General features: G+C 65.1%; 12 protein-coding genes. 7 read left to right on the top strand and 5 right to left on the bottom strand.

Annotated features, from left to right (window positions below; genetic code table 11):
• Positions 1-138 precede the first annotated feature (138 nt).
• The 3 genes from VT84_RS09370 to VT84_RS09360 all read left to right on the top strand — a co-directional run bounded on the left by VT84_RS09370 (position 139) and on the right by VT84_RS09360 (position 3,582).
• A complete protein-coding gene (locus VT84_RS09370) occupies positions 139-1,488 on the top strand; it encodes an IS701 family transposase (RefSeq protein ID WP_162271646.1) in 1,350 nt (449 codons plus the stop codon).
• A gap of 316 nt (positions 1,489-1,804) precedes the next feature.
• Complete coding sequence (locus tag VT84_RS09365) at positions 1,805-3,025, top strand: Gfo/Idh/MocA family protein (RefSeq protein WP_052559680.1); 1,221 nt, start codon at positions 1,805-1,807, stop codon at positions 3,023-3,025.
• Between the two features lie 107 nt (positions 3,026-3,132).
• A complete protein-coding gene (locus tag VT84_RS09360; protein ID WP_052559679.1) occupies positions 3,133-3,582 on the top strand; it encodes a transposase in 450 nt (149 codons plus the stop codon).
• A gap of 281 nt (positions 3,583-3,863) precedes the next feature.
• Here the strand turns inward: VT84_RS09360 and VT84_RS09355 are convergent, their stop codons facing one another.
• Positions 3,864-5,186 (bottom strand): glutamate--cysteine ligase, encoded by a 1,323-nt coding sequence (locus VT84_RS09355; protein WP_162271645.1) that lies wholly within the window; start codon positions 5,184-5,186, stop codon positions 3,864-3,866.
• A 659-nt stretch (positions 5,187-5,845) separates the two neighbouring features.
• Here VT84_RS09355 and VT84_RS09345 point away from each other — a divergent pair.
• Positions 5,846-6,511, top strand: coding sequence for a hypothetical protein (locus VT84_RS09345; protein WP_052559676.1), 666 nt, complete (start codon positions 5,846-5,848; stop codon positions 6,509-6,511).
• A gap of 26 nt (positions 6,512-6,537) precedes the next feature.
• Here the strand turns inward: VT84_RS09345 and VT84_RS09340 are convergent, their stop codons facing one another.
• A complete protein-coding gene (locus tag VT84_RS09340; protein ID WP_052559675.1) occupies positions 6,538-6,903 on the bottom strand; it encodes a VOC family protein in 366 nt (121 codons plus the stop codon).
• Positions 6,904-7,045: 142 nt separating this feature from the next.
• Here VT84_RS09340 and VT84_RS41655 point away from each other — a divergent pair, with 142 nt between their 5' ends.
• The gene (locus tag VT84_RS41655) at positions 7,046-7,177 is read left to right on the top strand and encodes a hypothetical protein (protein WP_255359539.1); all 132 of its coding nucleotides are present in this window, start codon (positions 7,046-7,048) and stop codon (positions 7,175-7,177) included.
• A gap of 12 nt (positions 7,178-7,189) precedes the next feature.
• Entirely contained in the window at positions 7,190-7,810 is a 621-nt protein-coding gene (locus VT84_RS09335) for a DUF1559 domain-containing protein (RefSeq protein WP_082839340.1), read from the top strand.
• Positions 7,811-7,816: 6 nt separating this feature from the next.
• On the opposite strand, the gene VT84_RS09330 is transcribed toward VT84_RS09335, so the two are convergent.
• Complete coding sequence (locus tag VT84_RS09330; RefSeq protein WP_082839339.1) at positions 7,817-9,172, bottom strand: mandelate racemase/muconate lactonizing enzyme family protein; 1,356 nt, start codon at positions 9,170-9,172, stop codon at positions 7,817-7,819.
• Positions 9,173-9,275: 103 nt separating this feature from the next.
• Between VT84_RS09330 and VT84_RS09325 the strand changes: the two genes are divergently transcribed.
• Complete coding sequence (locus VT84_RS09325; protein WP_082839338.1) at positions 9,276-10,112, top strand: class I SAM-dependent methyltransferase; 837 nt, start codon at positions 9,276-9,278, stop codon at positions 10,110-10,112.
• A 152-nt stretch (positions 10,113-10,264) separates the two neighbouring features.
• Here VT84_RS09325 and VT84_RS09320 read toward each other — a convergent pair whose 3' ends face one another.
• Positions 10,265-12,409, bottom strand: coding sequence for an elongation factor G (locus tag VT84_RS09320; protein ID WP_052559671.1), 2,145 nt, complete (start codon positions 12,407-12,409; stop codon positions 10,265-10,267).
• 129 nt (positions 12,410-12,538) lie between these two features.
• On the bottom strand, positions 12,539-13,015 hold the full coding sequence (gene rpsG, locus VT84_RS09315; protein ID WP_052559670.1) for a 30S ribosomal protein S7: 477 nt from the start codon (positions 13,013-13,015) through the stop codon (positions 12,539-12,541).
• Positions 13,016-13,047 lie beyond the last annotated feature (32 nt).

Raw genomic sequence — 13,047 nt, 5'->3', positions numbered from 1 at the left:
TTTCCCGACGGAAATGAAAGTCCGTGAAACTATTCGACGGATTAGTACTACAGCGCAGATCCGGCTGCTCTTCTACGCGAAGAGCCGATGGGGTACAAGATGAGCCCTTTCGGTCATCATGTGTGTGGGGTCGGGCTCATGGATGAGCAACAGTTGAAGGCGCTGAAGCCCGAGTTGGATCGGTTCCTGGACCGGTACGCTCCGCTGTTCGGTCGCGACGGGAACCGAGCCCACGCGCGTCGGTTCGTTCAGGGGCTGTTGCGTGGGGGCGACCGGCGCAACACCGAGAACATTGCCGAGGCACTCGACGGCGGCCCGGTCCGGTCCCTCCAAGCGTTCGTCACGACCGGGGCGTGGAAGGACGCGGATGTCGTCGCCGCGTTGCGTGGCCAGATCTTGGATGCGTTGGGCGATGCGGACGCGGTGTGGAACTCGGACGAGACCGGGTTCCCCAAGAAGGGCACCAAGTCGGTCGGGGTCAAGCGCCAGTACTCGGGCACCCTGGGGCGCACCGACAACTGCCAGGTGGCCGTGTTCGCCAACTATTGCTCGACCAAGGGGCACACGTTCGTGGATCGCCGGCTGTTCCTGCCCGAGGACTGGGCCGACGATGTGGACCGGCGAACGGAGGCCGGGGTTCCCAAGGACGTGATGTTCCGCACCAAGCCGGCCCTGGCCCTGGAGATGATCGCGGGCGCGGTGGCCGCCGGTGTCCCGTTCCGGTGGGCCGGCGGGGATTGCGTGTACGGGGACAACCCGACGTTCGTGCAGGGCGTGCGGGCGCTGGGCAAGTGGTACGTGCTGGACATCTCGTCGGATACCCAGGTGTGGACCGCGGCCCCGCAGGTCACCCCGGCCGACCAGCGCCCGCGACCCGCGCGCGGGCGGCAACCGACCAAGCCGCTGGTGGTCGGGGACCGACGGCGTGTGGATGAGATCGCCGCGTCCCTCCCGGCCGGCGCGTGGCGCCGTGTGGTCGTGGGCGAGGGGAGTCAGGGCCCACGGGTGTGCGAGTACGCCGAGGTGCCGGTGTGGTTCTGCGAGGACCAGTTGCCCGGACCGGGCGAGCGCCTGTTGGTGTACCGCTCGCTGAGCCAGGAGCCGGAGCTGAAGTACCACCGGAGCAACGCCCCGGCCGAGGTGCCGCTGGAGAAACTGGCCCAGGTGCGGGGCGTGCGGTGGACGATCGAAGAGGACATCCAGTCGTGTAAAGGCGAGTGCGGGTTGGACGAGTACGAGACCCGAGGCTGGGTCGGGTGGCATCACCACACCGCCCTGTCCATGCTCGCCTTGGCGTTCCTGGTGCTACGGAAGCACCAGTTGGGGGGAAAAAGAGCCCCAGATGACCGTGCCCGAAGTGCGGGCGCTACTGACGCACCTATTGGACGTGCGGACCTGGGGCATCGACGAGATCCTGAAATGGTCCCGGTGGCGACAGGAACGCAATCGCCGCGCCGCTCTCAGTCATCGCAAGCGGCGCCTCGCTGAACGCGAGCCGTCAAGTAGGTGATAACGTCCTGCGCTGTAGTATTAGGGTGTAAGAAAGAAGAACCTGCCAATTGCGGACTCGCCTGCCAGCGATTCGCTCCAGAATTCTCAAGCGACTATCAAAGATTCGGGCTCGTTTTGCCCGATTTTATCCCGAGATTCATTCTCCCGTAAATCGGATAGATTTTTTTCTCCCATTCAACGGATGGGTCGCCTTCATCCGAACCCCCGCGGGTACTACCTGCGGGGGTTTTTCTTTTCTCGACTCGTGATGCGGCTTAATGTGGGGGCACCTTCTCCCCACGAGGTTGCGCCAATGTCTTCCAACCGTCGCACGTTCCTCGCCTCTTCCGCTCTCGCCACGGCTGGTCTACTCGTCGAAGGCTCGCGCGGGTTCGCCGCGAACGACACGCTCCAGGTCGGGCTGATCGGCGTCGGCGGGCGCTGCAAGCACCTGCTGAAGTCCTTCCCCGCGCTGCCGAACGTGAAGATCACCGCCGTGTGCGACGTGTTCGATGACAACCTCGACGCGGCCCGAAAACTCGCCGACCCGAAGGCGTTCGCCACGAAGAAGCACGAGGAGTTGCTCGCGCGCAAGGACGTGGACGCGGTGCTCATCGCCAGCCCGGACCACTGGCACGTCCCGCTCACGGTGGATGCGTGCAAAGCGGGCAAGGACGTGTACGTCGAGAAACCGCTCACGCACGACGTGTCCGAGGGCAAGGCCGTGATCGCGGCCCAAAACGACAACAAGCGCGTGGTGCAGGTCGGCACGCAGCAGCGCAGCATGACGCACATCCTCGAAGCCCACAAGCTGCTCAAGGCCGGCACGATCGGGAAGGTTCACAAGGTTCACTGCACCTGGAACCGCAACGCGAACCGGTTCCAACGCGGCAAAGACCCGCTCGACGCCGGCAAGGTGGACTGGAAGCGGTTCCTGGGCGCGGCGAAGGCCCAAGACTTCGACGCCTACAAGTTCCGGCAGTGGCGCTGGTTCTGGGACTTCGGCGGCGGGATCTTCACCGACCTGATGGTTCACTGGATCGACGTGGTCCACTGGTTCCTCGATCTCGATCACCCGGCCTCGGCCGCGAGCGTGGGCGACTGGTTCGCGGCGAAGAACGTGTGGGAGACTCCAGACACGGTGCAGACGCTCCTGCGCTACCCGAAGCAGGAGGCGCAGGTGTACTTCGAGGGGACGTTCAGCAACAACCGCAACGGTTCGATGTGCGAATTCATGGGCACCGAGGGCACGCTGTACCTCGACCGCGGGCGCTACGAGATCATCCCGGACCGCGACAAGAAGAAGCCTGAGCCGTCGTCCCTGGTCCTCGGCACCGACCCGCGCAAGGGACTGGACTTTTACGACAAGCCGGACGGCGAACTGCTCCACTTAGCGAACTGGATCGAGTGCATCCGCGACCGGTCGAAGAAGGTGGCCTGCCCCGCGGAAGCGGGCGTCAGCGCGGCGAGCGCGGCCCACCTCGCGAACCAGTCCGTGCGCAGCAGTCAAATTGCAGTGTGGAAAGACGAATAACGCATCCACCACCAACGCAGGCCGAAGGTCTGCGATTCCCCAGCCCAGGGCAACGCCCTGGGTTCTGGATGCCCACCGGAGACCACTCCCACCGAGGAACACCCGTTGTGTCGCAATCCGTCGCCCGAAACCTGATTCATCTGGTGTTCAGCACGAAGTACCGCGAACCGCTCATCACCGGCGACTTGTACCCGGCGATGTTCGCGTACCTGATCGGCGCGGCGAAGGGAATCGATTGCCCGGCGATCATCGCGGGCGGGATCGCGGACCACGTTCACATCCTCTTCGCGCTGCACAAAACGGTCGCGCTGTGCAAGGCAGTGGAGGAACTCAAGAAGCAATCATCGAAGTGGGCAAAGGAAAACGGCGGGGCGAGCAACTTCTACTGGCAGAACGGTTACGGCGCGTTCTCGGTTAGCCCGCAGAACGTGCCGCGGGTCTCCGCGTACATCGCGAATCAGCCGCAGCACCACGCCGAGCAACCGTTCCAGGACGAGTTCCGCGGTCTGCTCCACCGCGCCGGCGAGGAATGTGACGAACGGACCGTCTGGGATTGATTCGCACTGCCCTCGGCCCGAACCAAAACCGGGGCATTGTCCGCGTCCGTGTCCCAGATGTGTTGTCCCCGCCCGGATCCCAGGGCGTTGCCCTGGGCTGGGGAATCCCACCCCGTTGGGGTGAATTATCGGGCAGGCCGAAGGCCTGCGATTCCCCAGCCCAGGGCAACGCCCTGGGTTCCGGGCGGGGACGTCACGCACACACGATTCCGGGCCGGGACATCGCACGCGCAGGCTTCGGCGGCAACACCCGGGATACGGGCGGGAACCCGTTCGACCCATTACCCCCCGTATTCGCACGCGGCGAGCGCCTCGGGCGCTCCGCCCTTCGGCCATACGTCGCCCGGCGAGCGCCCGGACGCGAGCACCGCACGGAGCGGGTCGAGGAACGTCGCGTCCTCGTCCTGGTGTTTCAGGCCCGCGTCCGCGATCGCCACGATTTCGCGGCACCAGTCCGTCAGCGGCTTCCCGCGGTATTCCGCACGCAGCCCCGCGCGCGAAGCCATTTCCGAAAGCGGGCGCAGTTCTTCGGGTTTGAAGTGGCGCGCGAGATCGGTCGCGGCGCCGAGCGCGTCCGCGTCGTAGAGCAGCCCCTTCCAGATCGCGGGGACCGCCAGCGCGAGCGGGGCCGGGGTCGCGTCCGCGCCGCGCACTTCGAGGAATCGCTTGAGGCGCGCTTCGGTGAACATCGTCGAGAGGTGAACGTCCCAGTCGTGCCGCGTCGGGAACCGGCCGTCGATCCCGTGGTTCAGGAACGTGCGGAACGTCACGCCCGGCGCGGGCCGGAGCGATTCGCCGTCGGTGAGGAGCAAGAGCGGCACGTCGAGAACGAGCTGTACCCAGCGCGCGAACGTGACCTCACCCGCGAGCAGGTCCGTGAGCAGCCCGCTGCGGTCCGGGTCCATGCCGTGCCAGACGTGCCCCCGATACGACACGAACTCCGTGCGCCGACCCGCGAACATTGGCGCGTTCGCGAACATCGCATTCACAACGGGACCGAGCCGGAGCGCGAGCGCGAACTTGCGCCCCGCATCCGCTTCGTCCGCGAAGTCGAACGTGACCTGCGTGCTCGCGGTTGCCTTCATCATGTGGAGCGCGAACGCGCTTCGAGTCGGCAGATACTCGGCCATGAGCCGGTGCCGCGGGCGCGGGTTCAGCGGGATCTCGGTTATTGTGCTGACCGGCGTGACGCCGCTCGCGATCCACGCGACCCGCGCCGGGTCGGTCACGGCCCGCAGTTCGTTCAAGTGAGTGTCGAGTTCCGACCGCAATTCTGCGAGGTTTTCCGAGGGCGCGGTGGACAGTTCGAGCTGCCCGCCGGGTTCCACGGAAACTGTAGATCGACCGCGGGTAAGGGTCGTGAGCCGCCCCGATTCGTAGTGCGGTTCCCAGGAAAATAGAAGCGCGAGCGCGCGCAGAACCGTTTCGATACCGTCGTCGAAGCCGATTTGCCGGCCGGTCGAGCGATCGGCGGCGATCTTCTCGAACTCCGCGCCGACGCGCCACGCAGAACGCGGTTTCGCGCCCTCGTGGAAGTACTCGACCAGGTCGCTCTCAGCGACGGGCGTGTCGTCGATGCCGGTCCCTGGCAGGTGCGTACTCATTGCGGTATCGGCGCTCCGTGGGGCCGAGAGAGGAAGCCCCACAGCAAAAATACGAGCGGGCATCGGTAAAACCAACCCGTTCGATAGGTCATACCGGACCGCGCGAATATCTTTCTGTCGCTACGTTAGCGGTCCGGATTTCTTGCAATATGGCTCAAGATCGGGGCTTTCAAAACGAAATCATTAGACATGGGTCACTTGCGCGCCGATAATTAGATATGCCCTCTCCTCGGCTCCATCGCCTCGCACAATTCGTGCTGGCTCTGTTCCTCGTCATCCCTTCGGTCAGTTGGGCCGGGCCGGAATCCCTCGCACGTACCACCACAGAATCGGTCCCGAGCGAAGATCAGGACGACGGCCGCGAGATCGAACTCGCCGCGCCGACGAGCCGCCAAGCACTTAATACCGAACGCCCTGCCCTCGACAGTAACCGCCCCACGCGCGCTGCGCCCGCATCTGGCGCCCGCGTTGTCCGCGACAACGTTAGCACGCGACACACACCCACCGACCCACTCTGCGCACGTCTGCGCTGTTAGAGCCCCCCGTTAACCACCCGTTTCCGGAGCTTGGCGCCTCGCGCCCCGTTCCGGCTTTCCCATTTTCGGGTCTTCCCGCTCGTTTACGGCCGCGCGCCGACGTGCGGGGACGGAGGGGCGTTCATGTCACTGGTCGAATCAACGACCGGCCCTCGGGTCGGCAACCGAGAAGTACGGTGTGCGGCGTGCGAATACGGTCCGCTGGCGACGACGCGCAAGCGCGTGGCGGTGGCGTGCCGGTGCGCGGGGTACGCGCTCGGGCTGTACACCGACCACCGCATCCGGAAGATGCTGGACGTCGGCCGCGCGTACACCAACCGGTTCGTTCCGCTCGCCGCGCTCGTCGCAGCGCTCCGCGAGGCCGAAGCGGGTGCGACGGAAGCCGGCCGACGGGCTGTTTCGGACGTGTGGAGCATTTTCGAGGGACTGCGGGCGGGCGATGCGCGGGAAGCGTCTCGCGCATCACACACCGCGGTCGGGGCAGTGCAGTGGGCGCTGGGGATGGGAGGGGCAGTTCCGCCGGTCCCGCCGAAATGGGTTTGGGCACAAACAGCGATCGCCCGATCCGCGACCGCCCCCGTGTTCGCCCCCGAATGGCGCACGCATGACGTGCAGGCCCTCGCGCGACTCGCGCAGATCGGTGATTTGGGCGCGCTGCCGATTTTGGCTGACGCGCTCCAGGACGCGGGCTGCGAGGACGAACAGATCCTCTCGCACTGCCGCGACCCGCACGAAGACCCGCACACGCCCGGGTGCTGGGTGCCGGACCTGATCCTCGACGTGGAATAGACGCCGGGTGCGCGCTGGGTAAGCCGTTACTTCGGCTCCCACAACTCGAACCGGTTGCCTTCCGGGTCGGTCGCCCAACCGAAGCGGCCGTACTCGTAGGTCTCGACCTTGTCCTCGACTTGGGCGCCCGCGGCGCGGAGTTGCGTCAGCATGGCGTCCAGGTTCTTCACCCGGTAGTTGACCATGAACATCGCCGGGCCGGGGCCGAAGTATTGCGTGTCGGTAGGGAAGGTCGACCAAACCGTCGTCTCGCCCGCACCAGACGAGGTCAGCGCCCCGTAGGTTTGGTCCGGGTCGACCGGGACTCCGAGGTGGTCCCGGTACCAGGCTGCCAGGGCTTTCGGATCACGGGCCTTCAGGAACACGCCACCGATCCCAACAACTCGCTCCATAACAACCTCCTTGAGTTGGTTGGGAAAGTACGCGGTACGCCGCGGAGAGTCGAGGTCAGCAGGCGCGGGATAGCTCCACCCGCTTGACCGAAACTTCAACGAACGCAATAATGACTCCCGTAACAACTCTGGGAGTTTTGCGATGGCACTTCCAATCTCGCGCCGGCAGTTCATCAGGCTCTCGGTCGCGGGTGCGCTCGGCGCGGGCGGGTACGGGTTCGTCCGCGCCGTGCAGAAAGTTCGCGACGCCGCCCGGCGCATGGCAGACGACTGACACCTCAAGCAACTGGGGTTGGCGGTCGCCACCTACGCAGACGCAAACGGGCACTACCCACCGGCGTACCAACTCGGGCCGGACGGCCTGCCGTGGCACAGTTGGCGCGTCCTCATTCTACCCCACCTCGGGTACGATGACTTGTTCCAGTCGTACCGGTTCGATGAGCCGTGGAACGGACCGAACAACAGCCACCTCGCCCCGCGGATGCCAAAGGCATTGGCCCTCCACGGAACTGAATTTCCGACCACAACAACCAACTACCTCGCGGTCGTGGGCACGGATACGATGTGGCCGGGCACGAAGGGGCGCAAACCCGAGGAGATCAAGGACGGTACGAGCTGGACGATTCTGATCGCCGAGAACAACGGGCTCGACGTCCACTGGATGGAACCACGCGACCTCACCTTCGATACGATGGATTTCCGCGTCGACACGCCCCACGGCATAAGTAGCTGGTACAAGCAGCCCGCGGTAGTTAACGCCGACGGCGCGGTCCTTCGGTTGTCCAAAGAAACCACACCCGAAGCACTCCGAGCAGCCCTCACGGTGAACGGCGGCGAAAAGATCGGTGAGGAAGACGGCGTCTGGACCGTCATCCCCGACGGGCGCGCCCGCGAGCGCAAGGAATAACCGTTCTCACACCGCTCCCAGACCCGGACCGTTGAGAACGGCGGTGTTCATCGTGCCGTCCGTGATGGCGAACACGCCCGGGAACTTCGACTTCCACGGCTCGTTCGCGACGGGACAGTATTGGCGCCCGTTCGATTCGATCGCCGCCACGCCCGGCACGTGCGCCGCGATGCTCGCGGAATGAATCAGCGACGCCCCCACGCACGTCAGGTCTTGCACGCACCGGAACAGCCCGTACTTCTGCGCGGCTGCAGCCAGTAGCAGTGTCTGCGTTTGGCCCTTGCACGCCTTGAATGCCACACCGGTGTAGCCCATCTCCATCGACAGCTTCAGCGATTCGAGGTCGAGCAGCGATTCGTCGATCACGACGGGCACCTGCTTCGCCACCGCGTGCATCTTGTTCTCGGGGTGCGCCTTGAGGTCGCGCGCGGTCGGCTGCTCGATGTACTGGACGCGCTCGAACCCCGCTTGCGACATCCCGAGCTTGGCGAGCAGAATAAAATCGAGCAGGTAGTTCACGTCCCGGCACCGCTCGTTGAAATCGAGCGAGTACCACCACTTCGTCACCCCCCGCTTCCGCTGCGCCTCCTCCGTCACGCGGTGAACGGCCGCGACGCGGTCCGCGTCCCACCGCAAGTCGTCGCCGTTCAGCTTGATCTTCAGGTGCGTCAGCCCGTCGCGCGCGATCCATTCCGCGAGGTGCTCGGGCAACCCGTCGCCGATGGGCTTCGTCACGTCCGCGGGGGTAACGGGATCGAGCGCGCCGACGAGATGGTACAGCGGCATCCGGGGCTTGGGTTCTTCGGTCACGAACTGGCTCAGATGAAGCCCCTCGAACCCCGCGCCGAGGTAGTGATCGAGGTCGTTAGGCAGGAACTCCCGGCTGTACGTGCGGAAGCAGTTCAGCCCGTGGAGCTTGCCGTAAGCATCGTGAAGGGCCGCGTCGAACGCGGACGCGACGACGAGCACCGCGAGCTTCGGCACCGGTTCCTGCCACTGGTGCAGCGCGGTGAAGTCGTCCCCGGCGAGCAACAGTTCCGGTTCCAGCCGGTGCGTGATGTCGATAGGGTGCCCGCTCAGCCCGCACAGTTTGTAGTCACCGGCCACGCGCGACGCGAGGTAGCGCATCGCGCCGAGCGTCTGGTCGTAGGTGAATACGCGCGACGGAAACGCCCACACGTTCCCGAGCGGCATCGACCCGAACCCGATCGCGGTCTTCCCGGCGCCGCTCTCGACCTCCATTCGCACGTTCAAAATCGTAACGCGGTCGAGCGCGACCCCGCCGAACTTGATCGGCGCACGGTAGCGGAAATCTTCGTAATCGAAGTACACGTCGCGGATACGAATATCGGTGCTGCGCACGTCTGGTCCTTCGTCGATGGGCCTACGTGTACCGGAGGGAGAGGGACCGGTACATTGCTCAGTATGCACGCGGATCGACCGCAGACACAAGGACTAATGGCTAATGGCAATTCCCGATTGGCAGCTCCCTCCGGGCGTCGACCGCGGTTTGTGGGATTACTTCCACGCCGCCGACATGGTCGCCAACTACGACGACCAGATGCGCACCTCACCGCTCGCGTCGGCGGACGTCGCGTTCTGCGAACAGAGCTTCCCCGCGCCCGGGAAGTTGGTGGATCTGGGGTGCGGTACCGGGCGCCTGTGCGTTCACTTCGCCGCGAAGGGGTACGACTGCGTCGGGGTGGATCTGTCGGACGAAATGCTCGCGAAGGCCCGGGAAAACCTACCCCCCCATCCCCCTTCCCTAGAAAGGAAGGGGGAGCAGAAACTGGGCTCTGAAGCCCCTCTCCCATTGGGGGAGGGGTTGGGGAGGGGCTCTGCGTCCTTCGTCAACGCGAACCTCGTCGACCTGTCCGCGTTACCCGAGGGATCGTTCGATTTCGCCGCGTGTCTGTTTAGCACGCTCGGAATGGTGCGCGGACAGGAGAACCGCGCGAAGGTGCTGGCCAATGTGTTCCGCCTGCTGAAGCCGGGCGGACGGTTCGTGCTGCACGTCCACAACCGGTTCTTCCGCGGACTGGGGCTTTCTCGGGTGGGCGGTCAGTTCTTCCGCACGCTGTTCGAGCGTCCGTCCGCCGGCGACATCACCATGTCTCAAGCCTACGGCGGCGCGCCGCTCACGCTTCACCACTTCATGAAACGCGAGGCAGTCATGATGTTATGGGAGGCGGGGTTCCGGACGCTCGACGGGCTTCCGCTCGCGGCCGAAGGCACCCGGGCCGGCTGGCCCCGGGCGCTCCGCGCTTACGGCTGGCTGTTGCTCTCCGAGCGGCCGGAGTGAGGCAAATCGGTATTTTTTCTGGTGGCACAGGCCTCTGGCCTGTGTGAGTGTCTCCACAGGCCAGAGGCCTGTGCCACCAGACCAAGAACCAAAGTCACCCGCACGCGAACAACGATCGGGTATAGAAGATCCCCACATCGTGCGACGTAGGGTCACTCGCCCATCAGTTGGCGGAGCACTGAATCCGGGGCCGGTTCGTAGCTGTGCGGCTCCATGCCCATCGCCGCACGGCCCTGGCTCAAACTGCGCACTTCGTTCGCGTAGGTGAACAGTTCCCGCAGCGGGACGCGAGAAATGAGTTCCACCATATCGCCGTTGGGACTCATCTCCTGGGCGTCGATCTGCCCGCCCCGACGAGTGAGGTCGCCGAGAATCGACCCGACGAACTGATTCGGCGTCGTTACCGTCACCTTCATGATCGGTTCGAGCAACTGCACATTGTCCTGCGTCGCCTCGCGGTACGCCCGGATCGCCGCCGCAACGAAGGCGTCTTCCGTGGACACTTGCGGGTCGAACTTCGCGTCCAGCAGGCGTGCCTGGGCGTTCATCATCGGGTAGCCGAGTTCGCCCGTCTGGAGCGAATCGAAGAGCGCCTTTTCCGCCGCCGCGAGGAACGCCACCGGGACCGGGTTCGCGTCCGTGTTCACCACGTTGAACACGGAGACCGGCTTGTCGGTCTTGAAGTTGGTGAATGACACCTTCAGCTCCGCGAACGCGGGCTTGTCGCCGAGCTTCTCGACCTTCACGTCGACCGTCCGCGGCGCCTTCAGCATCTCACGGAAGCTCACACGCGGCGGGTACGCCCGCACCTTGAGCCGGAAGTCGCGCTCGAGCCGGTGGCGCTTCACTTCGAGGTGGAGCGTGCCCATCCCGCTCATCACCGTCTGCCCCTCGCTCACCTTCAGCTTGAACGTCGGGTCTTCGAGTTGCAGCACCTCGAGGGCGTGCGCGAGTTTGTCCTTGTCCGCGCCGCTCTCCGGCTCGATCGACTGACTCACGACGGCTTCCGCGAACGTGATCGTTTCGAGCAGGATCGGGTGCGCGGTCTCGCACAGTGTGTCACCCGTGACCGTGTCCTTCAGCCCTACGACGCAGACGATGTCGCCCGCCGGACCGTTCTCGACCTCTTCCAGCCCGCGGGCCGGGTCCGCGTGGACGTGGAACAGCTTCGCGACGTTCTCCTTGGTGTCCTTGCCCGGGTTGTACGCCCGCATGTTCGGCTTCATCACGCCGGAATACACGCGGATGAAGAACCGGTTCCCGTTCGGGTGCCAGGACGCCTTGAACACCAGCCCGCAGAACGGCTCCTTCGGGTCGGGCTTCCGCTTCTGCTCCTTGCCCTTCGCGTCGGTGCCGACCACGGCTGGACGGTCGAGCGGGCTGGGCAGATAGAACGTGACCGCGTCGAGAAGCGGCTGAATGCCGATGTGTTCGCGCCCGCTCCCAGCCAGCACGGGGTAAATCTTCCGCGCGAGGCACTGTTCGCGCACGAGCTGTCGCAGCTTCGCGGGGTCCGCCTCCGTGCCCTCCAGTCGCGCGGATGTGATGAGGTCTTTTAGCGCCGCGGTCGCGACGAGATCTTTCTCGTCGTGATCCGTGATGGCGTCTAACAACTGCTCGCGGTACTCCTGTGCCTCAGCCAGGTTCTCTTCCGGGATGTCCGCGATGCGCACGGTCTTCCCGAAATCGCCCGCGTCGAAGAACTTGGCCTTCATCTCGATGAGGTCGATCACCCCGCCGAACGGCGTGCGGCTGTCGGCCGCGCCGCCCGAACCGATGGGGATGATGATCGGGACCGGGCGCCCCTGCTCTTCCGGGTTCGGCGTGAGCCGCGAGCGCACCGATTCGAGCGTGCGCGCGAAGTTCGCGCCCACGACGTCCATCTTGTTGACGAACACCATGCGCGGGACGCCGTAGCGGTTCGCCTGGCGCCACACCGTTTCGGACTGGGCCTCCACGCCCTTCTGCCCGTCGAACACGACCACCGCGCCGTCGAGCACGCGGAGCGAGCGCTCGACTTCTGCCGTGAAGTCGACGTGCCCCGGGGTGTCGATCAGGTTGATGGTGTGCCCGGCCCACTCGAACGGCACGCACGCGGAGTAAATCGTGATCCCGCGGGCCTGTTCTTCGGGGTCGTAGTCGGTATCGGTCGTACCCTCGTCGACGCCCCCGAGCTTGTGCTTGGCGCCGGCGTAGTACAGCAGGTGCTCGGTGGTCGTGGTCTTGCCCGCGTCGATGTGCGCGATGACCCCGAGGTTCCGCACGCGGGTCAGGTCAACACCCGTATTTTTGGCCATTGTCGCACCCGTGTTCGGTTCTCAGTGCCCAGTTCTCAGTGTACCCACAGCGGACAAAAGGAAAGTGGTCAGTGACCGGTGCCGGGTTCGCGGCGCCGATCACTGACCACTGGTAGCTGGCCAATCAAATCACCAAGCGAAGTGGCTGAACGCCTTGTTCGCTTCGGCCATCTTGATGGTCTGTTCGCGCTTGCTCATCGCTTCGCCCTGGCGCTGGAAGGCGGCCATCAGCTCTTCGGCGAGCCGCAGGTGAGTCGGGCGGCCGGCCTTCGCGCGGATCGCCGCCAGGATCCAGCGGATCGCGAGGCTCTCGGCCCGCTTCGGCTTCACCTGCATCGGCACCTGGTAGTTGGCCCCGCCGACGCGCCGCGAGCGCACTTCGAGCGACGGCTTGACGTTCCCCAGGGCCTCGGTGAAGACCTGGATCGGGTCGACGTCCGGCATGCGTTTCTTGATCTGGTCGAGCGCGTCGTACACCACCCGCGTCGCGACGGACTTCTTGCCGTCGTGCATCAGGCAGTTGATGAACTTGCTCAACAGGAGCGACCCGTAGCGGGTGTCCGGTGCGAGTTTGTCGTAGCTGGCCGTGCGTGTTTTGGAGCCCATGTTTCTCAGTCGAAAGTCGTAAAGTCGAACAG

Origin of the sequence: Gemmata sp. SH-PL17 (assembly GCF_001610855.1) — a bacterium.
Lineage (GTDB): Bacteria > Planctomycetota > Planctomycetia > Gemmatales > Gemmataceae > Gemmata > Gemmata massiliana.
Note: the sequence above shows the minus strand (reverse complement) of the source record. Positions and strands in the feature narration are given on the sequence as shown.